This is a genomic window from Mesorhizobium sp. P2_F8 (genome assembly GCF_056403655.1).
In genome coordinates this window covers 290,902-314,765 of sequence record NZ_JBFUFB010000004.1, presented here as the reverse complement: position 1 = coordinate 314,765, position 23,864 = coordinate 290,902, and the positions used below count along the sequence as shown (strand labels likewise).

Annotated in this window: 22 protein-coding genes; 6 read left to right on the top strand and 16 right to left on the bottom strand. The window is 64.2% G+C overall.

What is annotated here, in order from left to right; all coding sequences use genetic code 11:
* Positions 1-417: 417 nt before the first annotated feature.
* The 4 genes from AC1DZP_RS12295 to AC1DZP_RS12280 all read left to right on the top strand — a co-directional run bounded on the left by AC1DZP_RS12295 (position 418) and on the right by AC1DZP_RS12280 (position 5,101).
* Entirely contained in the window at positions 418-1,380 is a 963-nt protein-coding gene (locus tag AC1DZP_RS12295; protein ID WP_095083299.1) for a sugar-binding protein, read from the top strand.
* A gap of 105 nt (positions 1,381-1,485) precedes the next feature.
* On the top strand, positions 1,486-3,024 hold the full coding sequence (locus AC1DZP_RS12290) for a sugar ABC transporter ATP-binding protein (protein ID WP_095084325.1): 1,539 nt from the start codon (positions 1,486-1,488) through the stop codon (positions 3,022-3,024).
* A 60-nt stretch (positions 3,025-3,084) separates the two neighbouring features.
* Positions 3,085-4,080 carry an ABC transporter permease gene (locus tag AC1DZP_RS12285; RefSeq protein WP_095083296.1) on the top strand — a complete coding sequence of 332 codons (996 nt, stop codon included), beginning with the start codon at positions 3,085-3,087 and terminating at the stop codon, positions 4,078-4,080.
* 121 nt (positions 4,081-4,201) lie between these two features.
* On the top strand, positions 4,202-5,101 hold the full coding sequence (locus AC1DZP_RS12280; protein WP_477302605.1) for an aldose 1-epimerase: 900 nt from the start codon (positions 4,202-4,204) through the stop codon (positions 5,099-5,101).
* Positions 5,102-5,124: 23 nt separating this feature from the next.
* On the opposite strand, the gene AC1DZP_RS12275 is transcribed toward AC1DZP_RS12280, so the two are convergent.
* The 15 genes from AC1DZP_RS12275 to AC1DZP_RS12205 form a co-directional block, all read right to left on the bottom strand.
* Positions 5,125-5,340, bottom strand: coding sequence for a hypothetical protein (locus AC1DZP_RS12275; protein ID WP_477281304.1), 216 nt, complete (start codon positions 5,338-5,340; stop codon positions 5,125-5,127).
* Positions 5,337-6,092 (bottom strand): COG4280 domain-containing protein, encoded by a 756-nt coding sequence (locus AC1DZP_RS12270; RefSeq protein WP_477302603.1) that lies wholly within the window; start codon positions 6,090-6,092, stop codon positions 5,337-5,339. The genes AC1DZP_RS12275 and AC1DZP_RS12270 overlap by 4 nt, the downstream gene beginning before the upstream one ends.
* Before the next feature lie 70 nt (positions 6,093-6,162).
* The gene (locus AC1DZP_RS12265) at positions 6,163-7,206 is read right to left on the bottom strand and encodes an ABC transporter ATP-binding protein (RefSeq protein WP_477302601.1); all 1,044 of its coding nucleotides are present in this window, start codon (positions 7,204-7,206) and stop codon (positions 6,163-6,165) included.
* The gene (locus tag AC1DZP_RS12260; RefSeq protein WP_477302599.1) at positions 7,203-9,032 is read right to left on the bottom strand and encodes an ABC transporter permease; all 1,830 of its coding nucleotides are present in this window, start codon (positions 9,030-9,032) and stop codon (positions 7,203-7,205) included. Before AC1DZP_RS12260 ends, AC1DZP_RS12265 begins: the two co-directional genes overlap by 4 nt.
* A 31-nt stretch (positions 9,033-9,063) precedes the next feature.
* Entirely contained in the window at positions 9,064-10,068 is a 1,005-nt protein-coding gene (locus AC1DZP_RS12255; RefSeq protein WP_477302597.1) for an ABC transporter substrate-binding protein, read from the bottom strand.
* A gap of 74 nt (positions 10,069-10,142) precedes the next feature.
* Positions 10,143-11,066: a MurR/RpiR family transcriptional regulator gene (locus tag AC1DZP_RS12250; protein ID WP_477302595.1), complete on the bottom strand. Its 924-nt coding sequence runs from the start codon at positions 11,064-11,066 to the stop codon at positions 10,143-10,145.
* Positions 11,067-11,393: 327 nt separating this feature from the next.
* Positions 11,394-12,023 (bottom strand): phosphonate metabolism protein/1,5-bisphosphokinase (PRPP-forming) PhnN, encoded by a 630-nt coding sequence (gene phnN, locus AC1DZP_RS12245; RefSeq protein ID WP_477302593.1) that lies wholly within the window; start codon positions 12,021-12,023, stop codon positions 11,394-11,396.
* A complete protein-coding gene (locus AC1DZP_RS12240; protein WP_477302591.1) occupies positions 12,020-13,174 on the bottom strand; it encodes an alpha-D-ribose 1-methylphosphonate 5-triphosphate diphosphatase in 1,155 nt (384 codons plus the stop codon). The genes phnN and AC1DZP_RS12240 overlap by 4 nt, the downstream gene beginning before the upstream one ends.
* A 34-nt stretch (positions 13,175-13,208) precedes the next feature.
* Entirely contained in the window at positions 13,209-13,916 is a 708-nt protein-coding gene (locus tag AC1DZP_RS12235; RefSeq protein ID WP_095083282.1) for a DUF1045 domain-containing protein, read from the bottom strand.
* 257 nt (positions 13,917-14,173) lie between these two features.
* Positions 14,174-14,986 carry a 5-deoxy-glucuronate isomerase gene (iolB, locus tag AC1DZP_RS12230; protein ID WP_477302589.1) on the bottom strand — a complete coding sequence of 271 codons (813 nt, stop codon included), beginning with the start codon at positions 14,984-14,986 and terminating at the stop codon, positions 14,174-14,176.
* A gap of 4 nt (positions 14,987-14,990) precedes the next feature.
* On the bottom strand, positions 14,991-15,224 hold the full coding sequence (locus AC1DZP_RS12225; protein WP_477302588.1) for a DUF3329 domain-containing protein: 234 nt from the start codon (positions 15,222-15,224) through the stop codon (positions 14,991-14,993).
* A gap of 61 nt (positions 15,225-15,285) precedes the next feature.
* A complete protein-coding gene (gene iolE / locus AC1DZP_RS12220) occupies positions 15,286-16,203 on the bottom strand; it encodes a myo-inosose-2 dehydratase (RefSeq protein WP_477302586.1) in 918 nt (305 codons plus the stop codon).
* A 72-nt stretch (positions 16,204-16,275) separates the two neighbouring features.
* Entirely contained in the window at positions 16,276-18,126 is a 1,851-nt protein-coding gene (gene iolD, locus AC1DZP_RS12215) for a 3D-(3,5/4)-trihydroxycyclohexane-1,2-dione acylhydrolase (decyclizing) (RefSeq protein ID WP_477302584.1), read from the bottom strand.
* A 35-nt stretch (positions 18,127-18,161) separates the two neighbouring features.
* Entirely contained in the window at positions 18,162-20,096 is a 1,935-nt protein-coding gene (locus tag AC1DZP_RS12210) for a bifunctional 5-dehydro-2-deoxygluconokinase/5-dehydro-2-deoxyphosphogluconate aldolase (protein ID WP_477302582.1), read from the bottom strand.
* A 140-nt stretch (positions 20,097-20,236) separates the two neighbouring features.
* Positions 20,237-21,082 (bottom strand): MurR/RpiR family transcriptional regulator, encoded by an 846-nt coding sequence (locus tag AC1DZP_RS12205; protein ID WP_167392076.1) that lies wholly within the window; start codon positions 21,080-21,082, stop codon positions 20,237-20,239.
* 153 nt (positions 21,083-21,235) lie between these two features.
* Here AC1DZP_RS12205 and AC1DZP_RS12200 point away from each other — a divergent pair, with 153 nt between their 5' ends.
* Positions 21,236-22,345, top strand: coding sequence for a Gfo/Idh/MocA family protein (locus AC1DZP_RS12200; protein ID WP_477225066.1), 1,110 nt, complete (start codon positions 21,236-21,238; stop codon positions 22,343-22,345).
* Between the two features lie 21 nt (positions 22,346-22,366).
* Here AC1DZP_RS12200 and AC1DZP_RS12195 read toward each other — a convergent pair whose 3' ends face one another.
* The gene (locus AC1DZP_RS12195; RefSeq protein ID WP_477302580.1) at positions 22,367-23,071 is read right to left on the bottom strand and encodes a helix-turn-helix transcriptional regulator; all 705 of its coding nucleotides are present in this window, start codon (positions 23,069-23,071) and stop codon (positions 22,367-22,369) included.
* A gap of 127 nt (positions 23,072-23,198) precedes the next feature.
* On the opposite strand from AC1DZP_RS12195, the gene AC1DZP_RS12190 reads away from it, so the two are divergent.
* Positions 23,199-23,834 carry a LysE family translocator gene (locus AC1DZP_RS12190; RefSeq protein ID WP_477302578.1) on the top strand — a complete coding sequence of 212 codons (636 nt, stop codon included), beginning with the start codon at positions 23,199-23,201 and terminating at the stop codon, positions 23,832-23,834.
* Positions 23,835-23,864: the final 30 nt, after the last annotated feature.

The following is a 23,864-nucleotide window of genomic DNA, read 5'->3' as shown; positions in this document are numbered from 1 at the left end:
AGGCTTGGTCTCAAACGCAAGCAATGCGCCGACTCGCCGGCAGGTGCGCCGCGAAACCGCAATACTGCCCGGGATAGAGCTCAAAAACTAATACTGTTTACTAATACAAGAATGCGCTGTACCGTCAATCCATCGCATCCGGCCGGTCGGTCCGGGAGCGGTGGGAGTGCGTGAAAATAGCCCGATGGCGAGCGGATACTACCTCCGCAAGCTGTGTTTCGGACAAGTGATATGTCTGACAAATCGGACTATTTACGAACGAAGGATGAGTCTCTAAAGTCCATGATCGCAGCTGGAACGACGCCGTTGTTTCGGCGCCGGGACCCTTTGAGGAGGAGGGCGTTCAAGCTGCAGACGGCAAATTCCAGGTGACTAAGATCGGTCAGTCGAACGACTGAGCCAAACGGGAGGTTGAACATGAAATCCTTGATACGAAATGCATCCGTAGCCACAGCGGCGCTGCTCATCGGCCTGACGGCGACGGCCATCGCACGCGCCGACGACAAGCCGACGCTGGCCTTCGTCGTCAACGGCGCTTCCGATTTCTGGAAGGCGGCCGAAGCCGGCGTCAAGAAGGCGCAAGGCGAACTGCCGGACTACAATCTTGAGCTCAAATATCCCGAGCAGTCCTCCGTCGCCATCCAGCAGCGGCTGATGGATGACCTGGTTACGGCTGGCGTCAAGGGCATCATGGTCTCGGCCGTCGATCCCAAGACCTCGACCGACGGACTGAACAAGATCGCCTCGCAAACGGCGCTGTTCACCACCGACAGTGACGCCCCGCAAACCAAGCGTGTCGCCTATATCGGCTCGTCCAACGTCGATGCCGGCAAGCAGGCGGCCGAGATCGCCAAGAAGGCGATGCCCAATGGCGGCAAGTGCCTCGGCTTCGTCGGCCTGCTCGGCGCCGACAATGCCAAGGAGCGTATCCAGGGCATGAAGGACGGCCTCGCCGGCACCAAGATCGAACTCGTCGACGTGCGTGGCGACGACATCGACCAGGCGCGCGCCAAGAAGAACGTCGAGGACGCGCTGGTCGCCAGCCCCGACGTCACCTGCATGGTCGGCTTCTACTCCTACAACACGCCGCGCATCTATGAAGCGCTGCGCGACGCCGGCAAGCTCGGCTCGATCACCGTCGTCGGCTTCGATGATGATCCGATCACGCTGGGCGGCGTCAAGGAAGGCACCGTTGCCGCCACCGTCGTGCAGCAGCCCTTCGAATGGGCCTATCAGGGCATGAAGCTGATGGCTTCCTATCTCAAGGGCGACAAGTCGGGCATCCCGGAGGGCGGCCTGATCATCATCCCGACCAAGATTATCGGCAAGGACGACGTCGACGCCTATGCCGCCAATCTGAAGGCGATGTCCGGAAACTGAGACAGAGCAATTGCGCCGGTCCGGGGTTCGCCCCGGGCCGGCATTCGTATTGACGGGCCGGCGAAGGCCGGTCAGTCTGTAGCCCACCGGCTGCTGTCAGGCGTGATGAATTATTCCGAAACATCCATAACGGCGTCCACCCCGTTCCTCACGCTCGAGAACGTGCGCAAGACCTATCCAGGCGTCGTGGCGCTGGACGGCTTCTCCATGGAGGTCAGGCCGGGCGAGGTCATCGGCCTCGTCGGCGAAAACGGCGCCGGCAAATCGACCTTGATGAAGATACTCGGCGGCGTCACCAGACCCGACACCGGCACCGTCACCGTCGACGGCATCGCCCATGACGGGCTCTCGGTCGAAGCCAGCCTCGGTTCGGGCATCGCCTTCGTCCACCAGGAACTCAACCTGTTCGACAATCTCGATGTTGCCGCCAACATCTTCTTTGGCCGCGAGCCGTTGCGCGCCGGCGCGCTCAAGCTCGTCGACCGCGCCCGGCTGCGCACCATGGTGGCGCCGCTGCTGAAGCGCGTCGGCGCTAATTTTTCAGCTGACACGCCGGTCGCCGCCCTGTCGCTGGCCCAGCAGCAGATGGTCGAGATCGCCAAGGCGCTGTCGATCAAGGCAAGGTTGGTCATCCTCGACGAGCCGACATCGAGCCTGCCACTCGCCGAAACCGACAAATTGCTCGACGTCATCAAGGCGTTGAAGGCCGACGGCATCAGCGTCATCTTCATTTCGCACCGCCTGCATGAGGTCGAGCGCGTCGCCGACCGCGTCGTCGTACTGCGCGACGGCATGCTGGCCGGAACGCTGCAGAAGAGCGCCATCAACCACGACCAGATGGTCAAGCTGATGATCGGCCGCATGCTGAAGGAGCGCGAAAAAGCCTCCGAGGCCGCGCGGGCTCCCGGCGCGGTCGCGCTTGCCGCCAAGGCCATCCGCACCCCTGCCTATCCCAGCCGGCCTGTCGATCTCGATGTCAGGCGCGGTGAAATCCTTGGCCTTGCCGGGCTTGTCGGCTCCGGCCGCACCGAACTGGCGCGGGTGTTTTTCGGCATCGACAGCAGCCTTGGCGGCGCGCTCGAGCTCGGCGGCAAGCCGCTTGCGCTGGGCTCGGCGGCGGATGCCGTCGCCCACGGTATCTTCCTGGTGCCCGAGGACCGCAAGCTGACCGGCATCCTGCTCGACCTGTCGATTGCCCAGAACATCTCGCTGCCCAATCTACCGGCGCATGCGCGCCGCTCGCTGGTTTCGGCAAGTGCCGAGACCGCCACCGCCGAAAAGCAGAAGAGCAATCTCGGCATCAGGGCGCCGTCGGTGCAGACACGCACCGGCACGCTTTCGGGCGGCAACCAGCAGAAGGTCGTGCTCGGCAAATGGCTGGCCATGAACCCGAAAGTGATGATCCTCGACGAGCCGACGCGCGGCATCGATATCGGCGCCAAGGCGGAAATCTATGGGCTGATGCGGGCGCTGGCCGATGCCGGCGTCGCCGTGCTGATGATCTCCAGCGACATGGAGGAGGTGATCGGCGTGTCCGACCGCATCGCCGTCATGCATGAGGGCCAGATCTCGGGCATTCTCGACAAGGACCAGTTCAGCCAGGAAAACGTGCTGCTGCTGGCGGTGGGCAAGCAGCCGAAATAGTTTTTTTGCCGCGGGGTCGCGGGAAGCGCGATCTGCTCAGGCGGCATTGGGGAGAAGACGATGAGCAAGAAAGATCTCGGCCTGCTGATCCTGATCCTGGTGGTGGGAACGGTGGTGGCGATCATCAACCCGCGCTTCCTGCTGCCGATCAATCTCGCCAACACCTCGAACCTGATCGGCCTGTTCGGCATCCTGTCGATCGGCCAGGCCTTCGTCATCATCACCGGCGGCATCGAATTGTCGGTCGGCTCGGTTGTCGCGTTGCTGGGAACGCTGTTCATCGACTTCATCGCCGTGCGCGAACTGGACTGGCCGCTGGCCTTCGTGCTGATCATCGCGCTCGGCGCCATCATCGGCCTAGTGCATGGCTGGCTGATCACGCGGCTCAAGCTGCAGCCCTTCGTCGTCACCCTGTGCGGCCTGCTGATCTATCGTGGCGTCGCCCGCTTCTACACCGCCGACGGCACCGCCGGCTTCGCCTTCGGTCAGAATTTTCCTGACCTGGAATTCCTGACGGCCGGCCGCTCCTGGGGCGTGCCGAACAGCTTCATCGCGCTGATCGTCATCTCCATCGTCATGTGGGTGGTGCTGCACCGCTCCGTGTTCGGCCGCTATCTCTACGCCATCGGCAAGAACGAGGAGGCGGCGAAGTACTCCGGCATCCGCACAGGCCGCGTCGTCATGGCCGCCTATGTCATCTGCGGTGTACTGACGGCGCTGTCGGCGATCTATTTCGCCATGTACACGCGCTCGATCTCGCCGGCCAGCCATGGCCAGTTCTACGAGCTTTATGCCATTGCCGCGGCCGTGCTCGGCGGCTTCTCGCTGCGCGGCGGCGAGGGCTCGTTGATCGGCGTCATCCTCGGCACGGTGCTGCTGCAGGAGCTGCAGAACCTCGTCAATCTGCTCGGCATCCCGTCCTCGCTCAATTTCGCGGTGATGGGTGGCGTCATCCTCATCGGCGTGCTGGTCGACCAGCAATGGGGCGTGTTCCGGGCAAGACGGCTGATGGTCGACGCCGCTCGCAAGAACGTGGCCGGTGCGGCCGCGGAATAACCGCCAGCCCCCGCACAGCTGGGTATCGATGAAATGATTGCAGCCGTGGTGTTCTTCTGCGATCCCTGAACACGCACATCGGGCCAATTGCCTGATATCGATGGCGGATGGATGGCAGACGATGGGTGCAGTTCCTGAACAGCTGACGCTCAGGGCCGGGGCGCTCGAGGTCGATCTCGTGCCGCGCATTGGCGGCAGCGTGGGCGCGCTGCGCTGGCGCGGCATCGACCTCATGCGCCGGCTTTCCGATGACGATCGGCAAGCGGGCAACGTGCTTGGCGTCGCCATGTTTCCGATGATGCCCTACGCCAACCGCATCGCTGGAAATGCCTTCGACTTCGCAGCCAGGCGCTGGCAGGTCCAGCCGAACAATCCACCCGAAAAAATCAACGTGCATGGCAGTGGCTGGAAACACGCCTGGACCGTCGCTGAGGCGAGCGGCGCCCAGGCAACGCTGTCGCTGGATATCGCGGCCGGCGTCGAACCCTACTCCTACCGCGCGACGCAGGCTTTCGTGGTGTCCGAGGTAGGGCTCAGCGTGGCCATGACGCTGACCAACGCGGGCCCGGTTTCCATGCCGTTCGGTTTTGGCCTGCATCCCTGGTTCGATCGCGACCCGGACGTCACGTTGCAGTTCGAGGCGACGCGGTTCTATCTCGAAGAACCGCAAGGCATCGCGGGCGATCCGATCAGGCTTGCACCCGAACTCGACTTCGCCGCTGGCCGGCCTTTGCCCGCCGGCTGGCGCAACAATGACTATGGTGGCTGGATGGGCGAGGCGACACTTCGCTTTCCCCTGCGCGGCGCAGGCTTGCGCATCAAGGCCGATCCCGTCTTCGGACACCTGATGCTGTACGCCGACCCGACGAAACCGTATTTCTGCGTCGAACCACAGACCAACGCCTCCGGCGCTTTCAACCGGGGCGGATGGAGCGATCCGGACGAAGGCATCATCGTGCTCGCCCCAGGCGAAAGTGCGGCTGGCACCGTGTCCCTGATGCCCTTTGCGCTCGGGGCTTAAGGCGACCGCGCCAGGGCCAAGCCCTACCGATTGGTTCCGCGTGCGGCGCGACGAACGCTTTGCAACAGGATGGCGAGGCAGCCTATCAACAGCAGGGCGCCGCCGAGCAGCGGCGGCAGCGCCAGCAGCTTCACCGCCGCCGTGATGATGGCCACCAGGACCAGCGCCAGCAGCGCCAGACTGCCGTCATCGACGAACATGCCGAAGAATTCCTTGGCCGCGAGACGAATGACGTTCATCGGGCGAGCCCTCCGGTAAGTGTGGGGTAGGCACCGCGCAGCCAGCGCACCATGGCAAACGACGCCAGCGCGACGATGGCGAAAATCGCGAGCAAGGCGAGATCGGCACCCGGCCAGTCGGCGCCGATGCCTTCGCCGGTCCAGAAGATGCCGAAGCTGGTCAGCATCAGCCCGACGACGAATTTGAGCGCATTTTCCGGCACCCGCGCCAGCGGCCGGTGAACCGCCAGGCCGATAAGCATCACCAGGACAAAAGCCGCCAGGGCGCCGAGGCTGGCGTAGAGCGTTTGCCCATGTGCAGCGCCGACCGCAATGACGATGAACACCACCTCGACGCCCTCGAGCAGCACCGCCTTGAACGACGCCAGCCCGGCGAGGTAGTCGGCGCGGCGGTCGTTGGCCTGCTGGTGCAAGGCTGCGGTTTCCTTGGAGAAGGCCGCCTCCTCGTCATGCAGGGCGATGACGCCGACGCTGCGCAGGATGGCCTTTCGCAGCCAGCGCATGCCGAACAGGATCAGCAGCACCCCGACGACGAACTGCAGCGTGGTGATGGGTACGAGCGCCAGCAGCGGGCCGAACGTCAGCACCAAAGCCGCCAGCAGCGCCAGCGCCAGTGCTGCGCCGGTCAGTGCCGGGCGCCAGCTGCGCGTCACCCCGACAGCGAGCACGATGGTGAAGGCCTCGACGACCTCCACGAAGGACGCCAGGAATGCCGCCGTGATCGTCGAAAGTATGGGTGTCAGAGTCTGCATGAAGGTTTCCTGTATCGTCTCGTTTGACCATGATCTGTTCGAAGGTCGTTGCCCAGCGGATAGCGCATCACTATGCGCTCAGCACCACACAGCGCTCCGGTGGCAGCGAAAAAGCAAGTGAGGCGCCAATTGGCGGCGCTTCCGGCCAGTCGAGCCGCACGCGCTGCGGCCCCAGATCGACCGCCAGTCGCCAGCATCGGCCCTGGAAGGCGCTCGACAGCACCCTGCCTTGCAGGCGGTTGTCGGGATAGGCGTCGGCCGGGCGCGCGTCCTCGGGGCGAATGACCAGCATGCCGGCGCCGGAACGGGCGCCCGGCGTGCGCACTGTCTCGGCATCGCTGTCGGCGATCGAGAAGCGTTCGTCACGAACCTCGCCGCGAACGATCGAAAAGCCGCCGATGAAGCTGGCCACGAAGGAATCGGCTGGCGCTTCGTAGATGGCGCGCGGCGTATCGAACTGGACGATCTCGCCCGCCCGCATGATGGCGATGCGGTCGGAGACGGCCATCGCCTCCGCCTGGTCGTGCGTCACATAGACGACGGTGATGGCTTCGCGGCGCACCAACTCCATCATCTCGATGCGCATATCTTCGCGCAGCGCCGCGTCGAGATTGCTCAGCGGCTCGTCGAACAGCATCAGCGCCGGCCGGGCGGCAAGGCAGCGCGCGATGGCGACGCGCTGCTGCTGTCCGCCGGATAATTCCGTGGGATAGCGATCCCGGTAGGGAGCAAGACGGGTGACGTCGAGCGCATGGGTCAGCCGCTGGGCGATGTCGCGGTCCGAAAGCCGCTGCGCCTTGAGCCCGAAGGCCAGATTGTTGGCGACCGTCATGTGCGGCCACAGCGCATAGTCCTGGAAGACCATGCCGATCTGCCGCCTTTCGGGCGGTATGACTGACTTTTCGCTCCACACGACGCGTCCGTCCAGCGTGATCAACCCCTTTTCGGGCTCGACCAGTCCGGCAATGATGCGCAGCAGCGTGGTCTTGCCGGACCCGCTGGCGCCGAGAAGGGACACCACCTCGCCGGCGGCGATCTTAAGATCGAGGTTGGTCAGAATGGCGCGGCCACCGAGCGACTTGCAAATGCCGGCGCAATGCAGGGAGGCGGTCATGACAAGGTTCCCGCTCTGGCGATCTGACCGCTGCCGGGTTCGACATGCCCGCCACTACGGCGCGGTTTGACGAACCGCTGAAGCGGGTACCAGACCAGTGCCGCGCCGATTCCCGCGGCCGCCATGGCGACCAGCGCGATTGCCGATGCCAGTCCGTCACGGTCGTGGCTGAACAGTTTCAAGATGAGCGTCGGCGCCGGCGGGCCGCTCTGGGGAATGAGCATCTGCGAGATCGGCAGTTCGAACACGGTGCGGATGAACGTCAGCAGGAAGGCCGTCACCACGCTCAGCAGGATCAGCGGCAGGGTGATCGCCAGCAATCGCCGGATTGTCCCGACGCCGTGCAGGCGCGCCGCATCCGTCAGGCTCGGCGCCAACTGGCCGATGGCCGAAAGGATCACCACCAGGCAATAGGGAAGTGCCGCCGCGACATAGCCCACGACCAGCAGCGAGCCATCGCCATAATGGGGAAACGGCCAGTCGCGAAAACCCGGTAGCCGATTCCAGACAAGGATATAGCCGAAGCCGAGCACGATGCCCGGTATCGCCACAGCGCCCAGCGACAGGCCGACGACGGCGGTGCGCAGGACCGGGCTCGCACGGTCGAGCTGCGCCGACATCAGCAAGGCAAGCGCGCTGGCGATCACCGCCGTCAGCCCGGCATAGAACAGGCTGCGCAGCAAGCCGTCATTGGCCGCGGTGTTCAGGCTGAGCGCCGCCACCACATTGACGGTGGTGACATTGCTCCAGATCAGCCCATGGCCCAGCGTTTGCGTCAGGGCGCGCGCCGCGATCGCGGCGAGCGGCAAGGCGAGCGCGAGGAAAGCGATGGCGAGCGCCGCCGCCATGGCGAGCCAGCGCCAGCTGCCGAGATTGTAGAGCCGGGCCGGCCGGGCGCGCCCCGAAATTAGGCGCGGATCGGCGCGGCGACGCAACATCCGGTCCGTCACCACGACGAGCAGGACAAGACCGAGCAAGACCAGAGCCTGGGCGCCGGCAGCGGGAAAGTCGACGGGATAATCGCTTGCGGCCGCGTAGATGCCATAGGTCAGGACACCGAAGTCAGACATTCTGGCAATGGTCGAGGCGAGGCCGAAATCGGACAGCACCTCGGCGAAGGTGGCGATGAAACTCAAGGCGATGGCCGGCGCCAGCAAGGGACCGTTGATGCGCAGCCAGATCCTGAGCGGCCTGGCACCGGAGAGCCGCGCGGCATCTTCCAGTTCGCTGCCCAACCCGGCCAGCGCGCTGCCGATAATGAAGGCCGCCAGCGGGAACAGGCTGAGCGTGTGGACGAACACCAGGCCGGTCAGCCCGAAAAACGACGAGCCCAGCCAGGCAGGCAGCAGTCCAAACTGCGCCAGATAGCCGCCGGGCGACATCAGCAACACCCAGGCGAGTGCCTTCAGATAGGACGGTGTCAGGAAAACCAGCCACGGCACCGCGGAAATAGCGGTTCGCAGCGGAATGTCACAGCGCTGGACAAGGACCGCGAAGGCGCCGCCCAAGGCGGTCGTGGTGAAGGCGACGAGCATGCCGAGTTCGAGCGAATGCAGGACCGATCCGGCGACATAGGGCGACCTGAAGACGCGCGCCAGGGGCTCGAGGCTCAAACTGTTGCTGGCACCTTGCGCGGCGAACAGTCCAGGCATCACTGCCTGGACCAGCACCAGGGCAAGCGGCAATCCGATCAGCAGGGCGAACACGGCGTAGACGGCCAACGGTCCACTGCCGCGGACGAGCGCCGGCAGGCCATCTCGCGGCCGCTTTCCGGCGCTGGCGCCGCGGACAAAAGCCGCGGCGCCAGGATGCTGGAGGATCGTCATTGCCAGAACAGCCTGGACCCAAACGGCCGGATCACTGGACGAAATTGTCTTTGTACCACTGCTTCCACTCGGTCTCGTGGGCGGAGGCTGCGGCATCATCAAGATGTGTGTAGGTGATGTTGGTTTCGCGGCCGGGCTTGGCGTTTATGCCCTTGATGATCGGGATGTAGAAGAAGTCGGTGTCGTCGCCATTTTGCATGGCGGCCTGGCCTTCGGCGCTGGTGACGAAATCGATGAATTTCTGCGCCGCGTCCATGTGCTTGGTCTTGGCGCTGATGCCGAGGCCTTGCGGCAGCGATACCGAACCCTCGCTCGGATAGACTGCGACGACGGGTTCGCCGGCAGCGATCTTTGAAAAGATGGCGCTGTCCTGGTTGATGCCGACCGAAGCATCGCCGGTCAGCACGGCCTTGTTCACCTTGCCGCCGCTCGACAGGCCCGACAGCGTCTTGTTGGTCAGCGTCTTGGCCAGCAGAATCTTGCCGGCATCGAGGCCGTTGGTCTGGAAGAAGCCGGCCAGCCACTGGTAGGCCGGGCCCGACAGATTGGGATCCTTGGCCGCGACGCTGCCGGCGAAGGACTGCAGGTCGGACCAGGACTTGGGCATCTTATCGGCTGGCACTTTCTTGGTGTTGACCTCGATGGCCGTGGTGCTGGTGCCGGTCGGCAGGAAGGCGTGGCTTTGCGGGATCAGCGACTTGCCGAGATCCGTGAAGGCCACCTTGTCGTAGGCGGCGGCGGGAACGGCCTGCAGCACATGGTCGGCCGCCATGCGCTCCATGACGGCGGAGCCATCGAGCCAGACGATGTCGAATTGCGGGTTGTCGCCTTCCGCGGCGATCTTGCCCAGCGTCTCGCCGGTGCTGCCGGGCTCGACGACATCGATGGTAAGCCCAGTCTTGGCCTGGAAGGCCTTTGCCACCGGGCCGGCGAAGTCGAGCGCGTCGTAAAGCACCAGGTCGGATGCCGAAGCAGGCGCTGCCATGGAAAGCGCGCTCAAGCCAATTGCAAAGCAGAATGTCGTGCGGATTTTCATCTTGTTCTCCAGTAATTTGCCGTGGGCACAGTAAGTCCCATCATATCATACTAATGAATCTTGAATATTTTGTGTCATCTACGCGAGTTGTTCTGATTATTCTTGCGAACGCCTCGTTTTGTCCATGCCTTGTCAATTGAGCCGCGCAGCGAGCTCAACCGTTCAAGACTGTCAAAGGCGGCTTCGCTGTTGCGCTTCGCCAGCCCGATGATCATTGCCTCGATGAGCACGATCGTGCCGCCATGCATGGCCAAATGGTCGGCCTTGCCACGCGGAACCGGCAGTGTTTCCGCCACCTTGCCGGATACCAGCGGAGCCAGGCTGTCGCTGATCAGCACGACGGGGACGTCAAGTTGCATGGCCTGATCGAGAACGATCTCGACCTCGCGATAGAGCGGCGCGTAAGCCATCATCAGCACGGCATCGCCCTTGCCGAGCCAAAGCAAGCGGTCGGCCAGCGCAATTCCCGACACCGACAGCGCGCTGGTCGGCAGGCCGATCCGGTTGAATTGCAGGCTGGCATAATCGGCCATGGCGCCCGACGGGCCGATGCCGAAGACATGGCGGCGATTGGCTCGCGCCAGAATGTCGATGCTGCGCTCGAAGGCGGTCGCCATCTCCGGACGCTTGAGCACGTCGAGCACGCTCTCATGGAGTTCGATCACGTGTCGCAACGCCCCGGCGCCGTCGTCGCCGGTCTCCTCTAAGGTGCGCGCCAGGCGCTTGCCGGGGGATGGCGTGCCGGTCAGGTCCGACAGCAGCATCTGGCGCAGCGCGGAGAGACTTTCAAAACCAAGCGAACGCGCCGTCCGCACGACCGTCGCGTCGCTGGTGCCGGCCAGTTGGGCGATCTCGGCCGCCGAACCCAGGAGGACGGACTGCTTCTGGTCGACGAAGAACCGCGCCATGCGCTGCTCGGCGGGTGGCAGGCTTTCGATCGCCGCCTGGACACGGGCATCGACCGTCATCTTGAGACCTTCGGAGGCATCGTCTGTCATGAGAGTTGGTTCGCTCGCCCGGCTGTAGTGATTGCAACCGAACCCAACATCCGAAATGTCTGTTACAAGGATGTGACAAGTGCGGTCAGGCGCGGGCGAACGCGTTGCCTGTCCGAAGACGAGCGGCGGCGAACCGCCGGGGGGCATCGGTGGCCGTGGCGTGGCGATGCCAGAAATCGAAGTTGGAGGAGGGCGGCTTGAGAGCAATTCCAGGAAAAATGTGAAACGGTTTTCCCGGGAAAAGCGCATAGCGCTTTCCCCAAGGGAATTGCGTCAAACAAACTGGGGATAGAGCGGTTCGGCTTTTCCGTGAAACGATGAACCGATCTAGATCAAGCCCGACATGTCGGAGAAGGCCATCGCCTTGCGCAGCACCTCGGCGAAGCGTTCACCGGCCGCCTCGCGCGGGCCGCTGTTGTCGATCGAGGTAACATCAGGTCCCGACAAGGTCACACTGGCGCTTCGCGCCAGCCGCGCCAGCACTTCGCCGCGCGACTCGCGCCCGCGCATCGCCAGCCGCTCGGCCAGCACCTCCGGCGAAGCGGTGATCTCGACGATGGCCAGATTGGCATAGCGCTCGCGCAGCACCGGGATGATCGCGCGCGACACGTTGGCGACGGCAACATGGCCATTGGCGACCGACCAGTCGACATCGGCCGGAATGCCATAACGCAGGCCATGCGCCTCCCAGGAGATGGCGAAGGCGCCATCCGCTTCGGCTTCGACGAAGGCCGCGTCGGCCAGCGTGTCGTGATCCTCGCTCGCGGCATCGCTCGGCCTGGTGATGACGCGGCGAACGAACTCCAGCCGGGTCTCGTCGGCAAAGCGGGCTCGGGCGTAGCCGATCACCGTGTCCTTGCCGGCGCCGCTCGGGCCGACGACGGCGACGAAGACGCCATCGCGAATCGGAAACCTCTCGGCGGACAATTCGCGCTCGATCAAGGCCGAGACCATCATGCGACCCGGCGTCCCTGCCGCCAGACCGTGCGCACGACCGGGACATGATCGTCGACACGCACGCGCACCAGATCGGCGCGGCGGCCCTGCTCGATGATGCCGCGGTCGGTCAGGCCGACCGCTTCGGCCGGGTTCTTCGAGACCATGGCGACCGCCTGCGGCAGGGAAATGCCTTCGACAACGTCGCCCAGGAAGAACGCCGACTGGATCAGGCTGAAAGGAATGTAGTCGGACGACAAGATGTCGAGCAGCCCGTCGCCGGCCAGCGTGCGGGCCGAGACATTGCCCGAATGCGAAGCACCGCGCATCACGTTGGGCGCACCCATCAAGACGCCGAGCCCTGCCTGTTTCGAGGCCCTGGCGGCTTCCTCCGTGGTCGGGAACTCGGCGACGCGCACGCCCTGTTCGATCGCCTCGTCGACATGGCCTGTCGTGGCATCGTCGTGGCTTGCCAGAACGATGCCGCGCTCGTGGCAGGCGGCGGCGATATGGACACGGTTCGGTCCCGAATTCCGGGCCGATTCCGCCATCCGTTTTTCGCAGAACAGCTTGAAGTCGCGGTCGGTCAATTTCAGCTTGCGCTGGTAGTAATAGGCATAGGTTTCGAGGTTGACGAACTGGCGCTGGCCGGGCGCGTGGTCCATCAGCGATGCCAGCTTGACCCGCTCGTCGCCGTCGAAATTGGCGAAGGCCTTAAGGCAGTCCGGCGCCGAAACCTCGCAGCGCAGATGGATGAAATGGTCGGCCCGCAGACGATCCTGCTGGACACTGTCCTCGATCGCGTCGGCCAGCTTGCGGATGTCGTCCGATGTCAGGTCGGCGTCCTCGTCCATGCCGACGCGCAAGGCATCGAGCACGGTGGTGATGCCGGCCGTCGCCACTTGCGCGTCATGGGCGAGCACGGCGGCGATCGGGTTCCAGCGCACCTTCGGCCGCGGCGCGTAGTGGCCTTCGAGATGGTCGGTGTGGAGTTCGACCAGCCCGGGAATGATGTAGTCGCCGCCCATGTCCTCGCCGGCATTGTTCCCGCCGGTGTGGCCGGTGCCAGCATCGATGCCGGCGATAAAGCCGTCGCGCAGCACCAGCGAACCCTCGACGATCTCGTCGGCAAGCACGATGCGCGCGTTGGTAAGAACAGTTTCGGCGGTCATTTCAGGCAGTCCTTGTTTATTCCGGCTGGGTTGTTCAGGCGGTTTTTCTGGCAGGGCGGCGCCCGAGCGCGTGATGGGAGAGCACCATGAACGGTGCGCCCGGTTCGGTTTCGACAAACAGCGTCAACGCATCCACCAGCACCGGCTGTTGCAGCACCTCCGCGAACAGGCTGTCGATTGCTGCACGAAGACGAGGGCTTTCCTGTGGCCCCGCCCGGCCGGACAGCGTCATGTGGAAGCGGAAGGTCTCGAAGACATAGGGATAGCCCCACTGGCACAGATTGCGGAATTGGGCCGGCTTCAGCGAGTCCGGGCTGCGCCGTTCGATCTCCGCCTCTGTCAACGGTGCGCGAAACCGGTCGAAACCGAGCACCACGTCATCGGCAAAGCGGTTGAGCGGAGGCAGCGGTCCTTCCGGCACCAGCGCAAAGAAGCTATCGATCTGGCTGACGACAAGGCGCGGGATCGTCACCACCGGCGTTGCCTCGGCAAAATGGTCGAGTGCCGCGCGCAGCGAGGTCTCCGTCTCGTTGGCAGCCAGCCGGAAGGGGGCTTTCAGCGTCGCGTGAAAACCGTAGCGCCGCGCCGAAGCGGTGTGGAAGGCAACTTCCGCCGCCGACAGATCGGCCACCGTCTCCACCGGCCTTGTCGCGCCACCGAACGGGTCGCGGCCCAGCCAGTTGGCGGCGATCCGCGCCAGCGGCTCGTCCTGCCGGGGAGTGAAATAGATGGCGTAGCGCATGAGAAGAAGTCCTCGTTAAAGCGCGCCGCGTTTGAAGAAATGCTGCGACGCGCTTTAAGTCTTGGTTTTTCGCATGTCGTAATCCCAAAACCGCTGCTCACTTTTGGGCGACATGCACTGGCCCCGCTGCCATAGGCGATTTCCATGACGGATTGACGAAGCCTTGATGGGTTTTCGAAGGCAAATCGACGCTGCAGGTTCTTAGCCGACGATTTTCCCAAGCTGGACCAACAGCTTCACCCAAAACGTGCGACCGGTTAGGCTTTCATCAACCATTCGTGCTCGGGCGCGTTGTGGAATTTCCACGTCCGCTTCGGCCCGGCCATCACGTTGAGATAGTAGAGGTCGTAGCCATGGCAAGCGGCGCAGGGATGATAGCCCTTGGGCACCAGCACGACATCGCCATCCTCGATCGCAATGGCTTCGTCCAGCGCGCGATGACCGTTCTTGTCGGCGTCGGTGTAGACGCGCTGGAAGGCAAAGCCCTGCGGCGGGTTGAGGCGATGATAGTAGGTTTCCTCGAGATAGGATTCGGCCGGCAGATTGTCCTGGTCGTGCTTGTGCGGCGGGTAGCTCGACGTGTGGCCGCCGGGCGTGATGACCTCGACCACCAGCAATGAATCGGCCGGCTTGCCTTCCGGCAGGACGTTGGTGACGTAGCGCGTGTTGGTGCCCTTGCCGCGCACCTCTTGGCCGAGATCCTCTGGTCTGATCACACGCACCGGCAGGCCGCCGCCGAGGCCCGGTGCCGAGCATACCGCGAGTTCCAGCTCTGTGTCTGCCGCAACCGACCAGTCGGAACCCTCGGGTACATAGACCGACCACGGTTTGCCCTCGAAGGGCGACATGCGCTCGCCAAGCAGTCCGAGGTCCTTGCCGCCGGCTGTCGCTTTGCCCTTGCCGGTGACAAACACCAGGCAGACCTCGCGATCGTCCGTTTTTCCGGCAGCGCTCTCGCCGGGCTTGAGCCGATGGAGGTCGAAACCGACATAGGTCCAGCCGGCGGTTTTCGGCGTCACATGGGCGACGCGGCCATGGCCCTTGTCGGCCTTCACCAGCAGTTTCGACATCCGGTTACTCCTTCGGTTCGGCCTCGGCCGTTGTCTTGCTCTCGTCGGCCGGCCTCTCGTCGGCCGGCTTGTAGAGATAGAAGAACTGCCACACGGCGTAACCGGCGAAGCCGAGCGCGATCACGCCCCAGAACGGCGTGCCGGTGGCGAATTCGATGATCGACCAGATGACGCAGACCGCGACAACGGCGACGCGCCGCCACAAAGGCCGGAAAAACGGATGCTCGTAATCTTTCATCCGGCCAACCTACAGCAACCCGGCTTCGCCGAGAACCAGCGCGTCAGGCATTGGGGAAGCCCTAGGCATTGGGAAAGCCCTGCGTCTCGACGGCGTAGCCGGCCGCCGTCATCACCCGCATCAATTCCTTGTGGCCCACCTCAGCCATCTTGAGCGGCGGGTTCTTCTTCGGATCCTGCTCGGCCTCGACCACGAACCAGCCCTCGTAACCATGGTCCGCAAACCGCTGCACGATGGCGCCGAAATCCAGCGAGCCGTCACCCGGCACCGTGAAGGCCCCGAGCGCGACGGCGTCGAGGAAGGATTGCTTGGTGCGGTCGAGCTTGTCGATCACGCCCATGCGCACGTCCTTCACATGCACATGGCTGATGCGCGCATAGTGGTTGTCGATGGCGCGCAGGACGTCGCCACCGGCAAAGGCCAGGTGCCCTGCATCGAGCAGCAGCGGAATGCCGGCTCCGGAATACTTCATGAAGGTATCGAGCTCCGGCTCAGTCTCGACGACCGCCGCCATGTGATGGTGATAGGAAAGCGGCATGCCCTGTTCGGCGCACCATTCGCCAAATTCGGTGAGCCGTTTCGCATAGGCCTTCATCTCGTCGTCCGAGAGCTTCGGCTTGGTTGCGAGCGGTTTCGAGCGGTCGCCCTGGATCGAGCGGCCGACCTCGCCATAGACGATGCAAGGCGCGTTCACCGCCTTGAACAGATCGATCATCGGCTGGATGCGATCCTTGTTCTTGCCGATGTCCTCATCGACCAGCGTCCCGGAAAACCAGCCGCCGCACAGCGTCACGTCGGCCGCCTTCAGGATCGGCAGCATGATATCGGGATCATTGGGAAACCGCCGGCCCATCTCCATGCCGGTGAAACCGGCCGAGCGCGACTGGCGCAAACACTCCTCCAGCGACACATCATCGCTGAGTTCCGCAAGATCGTCGTTCCACCACGCAATGGGGGACATGCCCAGTTTGGCTTTCAAGTCGTCACTCCAGTTTTCAGTTCGTGCCCACCCTCCCCGCAAGGGGAAAGGTGGGATTTGCCGGCGTTGGCATCAATCGCCAATGGTCTGCATCTGCCGTTTTTCGTCATAGGCCTTGCGCGCTGCGTTCACTTGGGCACGCGCCGAGACTTCCGGCACCGCAACATCCCACCAATGGCCGCCGGCATCGGTCGAAACCAGCGGATCGGTGTCGATGACCAGCACGGTGGTGCGGTTGTTCTTCCTTGCCTTTTCCAGGGCGTTTTCCAGCCCGGCGATCGATGGCACTTTCTCGGCAATCGCCCCCATGCTCGCTGCATGCGCGGCGAAGTCGATATCGGGCAGGATTTCGTGGCGCGAGTCCTTCAGGAGATTGTTGAAGTTGGCGCCGCCGGTCGCCATCTGCAGCCGGTTGATGCAGCCATAGCCGCGGTTGTCGAGAAGCACGACGGTCAGCTTGAGGCCGAGCATCACCGAGGTGGCGATTTCGGAATTCAGCATCAGATAGGAGCCGTCGCCGATCATGACGACGATCTCCTCGTCGGGCTTCGCCATCTTGGTGCCAAGCCCGCCGGCAATCTCGTAGCCCATGGTCGAGAAGCCGTATTCGGCGTGGTAGGAGCCGGGCGCGCCAGCTTGCCACAGCTTGTGCAGTTCGCCGGGCAGACCGCCGGCTGCATGCAGCAGGGTTACGCCAGAGCCCATCGCGCGCTGCACGGCGCCGATCACCTGCGCGTCCGAAGGATAGGCGGCATTGGTTGACGCCGTCACCTTGGCCGCCTCCACCTGCCAGGCCTTCTTGCCGGCGGCCGCATTGTCGGTCCAGCTTGCCGGCGCTTTCCAGCCCTTCAGCGCCGCGCCGAGTTCGGCCAGCCCCTCGGCCGCATCAGCGACCAGCGGCAGCGCCCGGTGCTTGCCGGCATCGAAAGGCTGCACGTTCAAGCCGATGATGGTCTTGCCGAAGTTCTTGAACAGCGCCCACGAGCCGGTGGTGAAATCCTGCAGCCGCGTGCCGATGGCCAGCACGACATCGGCCTCCTCCGCCAACCGGTTGGCGGCCGAGGTGCCGGTGACGCCGACCGCCGCCATGTTGAGCGGATGATCGTCCGGCAGCGAGGATTTGCCGCCTTGCGTCTCGCAGACCGGGATGCCGGCGCCCTGCACGAATTTCGCCAGCTCGTCCGAGGCCTGCGAATACAGCACACCGCCGCCGGCGATCACCAGCGGCTTCTTCGCCCCCTTGAGTGCTGCCACCGCCGCGGCAAGCTCATGGCGGTCCGGCCGCGACCGGCGCTGGTGCCAGACTCGCTCGGCAAAGAAGCTCTCGGGATAGTCATAGGCCTCGGCCTGCACGTCCTGGCAAAGCGACAGCGTCACCGGGCCGCAATCGGCCGGATCGGTCAGCACCTGCATGGCGCGGCTGAGCGCCGGGATGATCTGTTCGGGCCGCGTGATGCGGTCGAAATACCGCGACACCGGACGGAAGCAGTCATTGACCGTCGCCGTGCCGTCGGAGAAATCCTCGGCCTGCTGCAGCACCGGATCGGGAATGCGGTTGGCGAAGACATCGCCGGGCAGAAACAGCACCGGCAGCCGGTTGACGTGGGCCAGTGCCGCAGCCGTCACCATGTTGAGCGCGCCGGGGCCGATCGACGAGGTCGCCGCCATGAAGCGGCGGCGGAAAGTGGCCTTGGCATAGGCGATCGCCGCATGCGCCATCGCCTGTTCATTGTGGGCACGGAAGGTCGGCAGTTCGTCGCGCACCTGATAGAGCGCTTCGCCGATGCCGGCGACATTGCCGTGGCCGAAGATCGCCCAGACACCGCCGAAGATCGGGACTTTCTTGCCGTCGATCTCGGTCATCTGCCTGCTGAGAAAGCGGGTCAGCGCCTGCGCCATCGTCAGGCGGATTGTCTTGCTCATGGTGTTTTTCCTCCGCAGTCCTATGCCGCGCCTTCTTATGCTGCTTTGCGGCCGCGCGCGGCAAGCCACGCTTCGGTCAACTGTTCGAAGCGCGAGGCCATGTCGGCGATCGCCTCGTCATCCGACATCTTGCCGGCCAGCCATTGTTCGGCCGCGTGGACGAAGATGGTCCGGCCGACGGCAAACCCTTTGACGATGGGCGCCTTGGCGGTTGCGGCAAAAGCTGCTTCCAGCTCGTCCTGCGGCGCTTCCAGGCCAAGCAGCACGACGCCCCGGCACCATGGATCATGCTTCAGGATCACCGCTTCGATCTTTGCCCACGCCGCTGCCGAAGCCTGCGGTTCGAGCTTCCACCAGTCGGGCTTGATACCGAGCGCGTAGAGTTCCTCCAGCGCGCGCGGGATCGTCGTGTCGTCGAGCTTGCCGTGCTTGCCGGCGATGATCTCGACCAGCAATTCCCTGCCGACCTTGTGTGCGGCCTCGAACAGCGCGCGCAGCTTCTGCTGCTGCTCTTCCTTGAGCGCCGCCGGATCGTCGGGATGATAGAAGCACAGGCACTTGATGCAGTGATCGACCGGCCATTCGACGAGCTGCGAGCCGATGTCCTGCGAGAACTCGAAACGCAGCGGTCGTGATCCCGGCAATTCGACGGGCCGCCCGAGCCAGGCGAAGGGATGGCGGGCGAATTCGAACATCGCCTCGCGGCCATGCTTCTCGTCGATCAGCATGCCGTAACCGTCGCGCCCGGCGGCGATCTTAGCCGCCGCCTTGACCGCCAGCACCTTGAAATCGCGGATGCGTGCGGGATCGGCACCGGCCTTCGCCGCTACATCCTCGAGCTGCACGCGGTGATCGCAGGCGAGCGCCATCAGCGAGGGAACGTCGCGGCGACGGGTGGTTGCCCAATGGATGTGGTTGATAGCTTCGTCTTTGCGCAAGGCGAGATGGTTGCTGCCGTTCTTGAGGAAGAACTGCAACTCCTCGAAGGTCGGATATTCCGGCGCGCACAGCAGCCGCGACACGGCGAAGGCGCCGCAAGCATTGGCCCAGGTCGCCGCCGTCGCATGGTCTTCTCCGCCCAGCCAGCCACGCAGGAAGCCGGACATAAAGGCGTCACCGGCGCCGAGCACATTGTAGATCTCGATCGGAAAGCCCTTGCCGACGACGCCGTCCTCGAGATCCTCGCTGATCGGCCCGTCATAGACGATGCAGCCCATGGCGCCACGCTTCAGAACGATGGTCGCGGCGGACAGCGAGCGGATCGTCTTCAAGGCGCTCAGGCAATCATCGGCACCCGACGCGATCATGATCTCTTCTTCGGTGCCGACGATCAGGTCGCAATCGGGCAGCACCGTCTTCAGCTGGGCCGAGACACGGTCTGATTTCACGTAACGCTCGAACCCTTCGGCATGGCCGGCGAGACCCCAGAGGTTCGGCCGATAGTCGATGTCGAACACCACCTTGCCGCCCTTGGCCTTGATGATGCGGATTGCCTTGCGCTGGGCGGCATCGCTGTTGGGGCGGGAAAAATGCGTGCCAGTGACGACGATGGAGCGTGCCGAGGCGATGAAGGCCTCGTCGATGTCTTCCGGCGCCAGCGCCATGTCGGCGCAGTCTGAGCGGTAGAAGATCATCGGCGACACGCCTTCGTCCTCGACCGACAGCAGCACCAATGCGGTCAGCCGCTCCTTGTCGGTCTTAAGCCCGTCGACGCAGACGCCTTCGCGCGTCAGCTGTTCGCGGATGAAGCGGCCCATCTGCTCGTCGCCGACGCGGGTGAGCAGTGCCGAGCGCAAGCCGAGCCTCGCCGTGCCGACAGAGATGTTGGCCGGGCAGCCGCCGACCGACTTGGCGAATGAGGTGATGTCCTCCAGCCGCGAGCCGATCTGCTGGCCATAAAGGTCAACGGAAGCGCGACCGATGGTGATGACGTCGAGCGGCGCCTGTTTCGCGTCCACGGCTTCGCTCATTGGAACCTCCCATCGGCCTTGTTGTTTTGGGGTACACGCGCGAGCGGCAGCGTGGCGCCAGGAATATGAAATAATAATTCCAATCCATAGTCAATATGGAATGAGCATTCCCCGGTCTAAAATTGTCTTTGAGGTGCCTGCTAGGCCTTGCGCCTGCGGCCCGTGCTGCGCCGTTTTTCGCCGACGCCGACGGTCAGCGCCATGGCCAGCGCCATCGTCGCCGACAGCGAGCGGAAGCCGGCGAAATCGGCCTCGGCCACCTCGAACCAGATGCTGGCGAACTGGGCAAGCGGTGAAAACGAGCTGTCGGTGATGGCAACGATCGGCACGCCCTGTTCCGAAATGCTACGCGCCTCCTCGATGGTGGCCGGCGCGTAGGGCGAGAAGCTGATGGCGATGACGGCGTCCGCCGGCGTCGCGAATGCGATCATCTCGGCGTTCAGCCCGGCGGCCGATTCGATAAGCTGGTTGCGGATCTTCAGCTTGCCCAGCGCATAGGCGATGTAGGACGCCACCGGATAGGAGCGGCGCTTGGCCAGCACATAGATGGTCTCCGCCTTTGCCAGCAGGGAAATCGCGTCTTCCAGATGCGCGTCGTCCAACGTGCGCGAAATGTCGTTGAGCGAGGTGCTGGCGGCGGCGACGAAGCCGTCGAAGATCGCCCGGTGACCGGCGGCGCCCTCGGCCTTGGCACGCAGCGCCTGCAGGCGTTCGTCATAGGACGAGTTGCGCTCGCGCAGCCGCTCGCGAAACACCTGCTGCAGGCTGGTGAAACCGTCGAAGCCAAGCTGCTGGGCAAAGCGGATCAGGGTCGACGGCTGCACGCCGGCCGAAGCGGCGATGCTGGCGGCGGTGCCGAAGGCGATATCGTCGGGATTGTCGAGCGCGTAGGCGGCGATCTGGGCGATGCGCTTGGGCAGGCTTTCGCGCCGGTCCAGGATGGTGGCGCGCAGCGTCTCGAAGTCGCGAGGTACCCGTTCGTCCATCGTCGCTCTGTCCAGGCTCATCTATGGGTACCCTCTCTGCCCCATCATAGCGAGCCTGCGCAAGAACGCCATAAAAAATGAGGCAGACATTCCATTCCAAGAGAAAATGGACTAATTCATCCATCCAACGCTTCAGGCAGTGGAGAAATGGAAATGGTCGGCGTCGGTCTCATCGGCACGGGTTTCATGGGCAAGTGTCACGCCATCGCATGGAGTGCCGTCGGCGCCGTCTTTCCCGACGTGCCCAAGCCCCGGCTCGTCCATCTCGGCGAGGTCAATGAGGACCTCGCCAGGCGCAAGGCCGGCGAGTTCGGCTTCGCCAAGGCATCCGGCGACTGGCGCGCCGTCGTCAACGACCCGGATGTCGATATCGTCTCGCTGACGACGCCCAACCAGTTCCATCCGGAAATGGCCATCGCCATCCTCGAGGCCGGCAAGCATCTGTGGTGCGAAAAGCCGATGGCGCCGAGCTTCGCCGAGGCCGAAGCGATGGCGGCGGCGGCGAAGACGTCGGGCAAGGTCGCCGCCCTCGGCTACAACTACATCCAGAGCCCGGCCATCCGCCACATCGGCGCGCTGCTCGACGAGAAGGTCATCGGCGAGGTCAACCATCTGCGCATCGAGATGGACGAGGACTTCATGGCCGACCCGGAGGCGCTGTTCTTCTGGAAGCACGAAGCGGCTTCCGGATATGGCGCGCTCGACGATTTCGCCGTGCATCCGCTGTCGCTGGTCTCCGCCCTGTTCGGCCGCGTCGCCAGCGTCATCTGCGACATGGCCAAGCCCTATGCCGACCGCAAGCTCGCCGCCGGCGGCCGCCGCGCGGTCGAGACCTACGACATCGCCAGCGTGCTGATGCATCTGGAAAACGGCATTGCCGGCACGCTGCTGGTCAACCGCTCGGCCTGGGGCCGCAAAGGTCGCATCGCCATCCAGATCTTCGGCTCGAAGGGATCGATCCTGTTCGACCAGGAGCGGATGAACGAATTCCAGCTCTACCTCACTGCCGATCGCCCGACCGAGCAGGGTTATCGCACCATTCTTGTGGCGCCGCACCACAAGCCCTACGACGCCTTCCTGCCGGCGCCCGGCCATGGCCTCGGCTTCAACGATCTCAAGATCATCGAGTGCCACGAACTGTTGACACGGCTGGCCGGCAAGCCGGCGCGGATCATTGAGTTCGCCGAAGGGCTGGAGATCGAGCGCACGGTGCATGCGATGGCGCGCTCGTTCGACGAAAAGCGCTGGGTGGATGTGAGGTAGTCCGCTTCGCGATGGATCGCCTCAGCCGCTTGCGGCCTGGGCGGTGTTCGTCTCCCACCCGTTCACCCAGACCTGCCGCAAGCGATCGCCTTCGCCCTTGAACCGTAGCCCCGTCGCCTGGCAATCCTCGATCCGGTCGCTGCGGAAATTGCGGATCGCCTGGCGCAACTCGCACCAGGCGACGATGTTGGCGGTTTCGGCGTAATAGATCAGCGCAATCGGGCGGATGAGGCGCTCGGAGGCGCGGCCGAGCTCGTCGCGATAGGACAGGTCGAGCTTCTCCTCGTCGCGGATGGAGCGGCGCACCAGCGCCAGATCGACCGCGCCGACCGAGGGCGCGGCGAATCCCCACGCATGCAACGCATTGGCGTCGAACGTCTGGCGCAACGGCGGCGGCACCGCGCCGGCGATCTTGGCGCTGACACGCTTGGCCGCCTGCTTGAGTTCGCTGTCACCCGTGCGCTCCAGCAGTGCCAGCGACAGAACGATCGCCTCCATCTCCTCGATCGAAAACATCAGCGGCGGCAGGTCGAAGCCGGGGCGCAGGATGTAGCCGATGCCGCGCCCGCCCTCGATCGGCACGCGCATCGCCTGAAGTGCGGCAATATCGCGATAGACGGAGCGCACCGTCACCTCCAGTTTTTCAGCCATCATGGCAGCCGTCACCGGCTGCCGCGCCAGCCTCACGATCTGGATGATCTCGAACAGTCGTGACGCCTTGCGCATTTCCTCACCCGCTCCGATCACAACTGACACTACATCGTCAGGAGGGCTGACCTATACGACTGCCTATCGAGTTGAAAATCAACACATTCCTCAGCGGCTTCGCCGGGTGAGGCGACAGGCAACTGACATGGACTATGCGGAAAATCTCTGGCTGTTCTTCCTCCTGCTGTTCGGCATCATCATCGTGCCCGGCATGGACATGCTTTTCGTGCTTGCCAATGCGCTGACCGGTGGCGGCAACAGAGGCCTTGCCGCCACCGGCGGCATCATGCTGGGCGGCATGGTGCACACGCTGAACGGCGCCGTCGGCGTCGGCCTGCTGATGCATTTCGTGCCGATCCTTTACAATCCGCTGCTGATCGCCGGTGCCGCCTACATGGCTTTCATCGGCCTGACGCTGATGCGCAGTTCGATCAAGGTCGGCCACGAGGGGCCTGCCGGCAGCCGCTCCGCATGGAAGGCGTTTCGACAGGGGCTGGTGATCTGCCTGATCAATCCCAAGGCCTACCTCTTCGTCTTTGCGGTCTATCCGCAATTTCTGAAGCCCGCCTATGGTCCGATCTGGATACAGGCGGCCATCATGGGATTGATGACGGTGGCCGTGCAGTTTGCCGTCTATGGCGGGCTTGCCGTCACCGCCGGGCGCAGCCGCAATCTCCTGGTCGCCAATCCCCGGGCGACCGCATTTGCTGGCCGGGCGGCCGGACTGCTCCTGGTTGCGGTGTCGGCACTGACCGCCTGGCAAGGTTTGAAGGCGGCGTGAATTCCAGGCCCGAGCCTGAAACACCGCCGC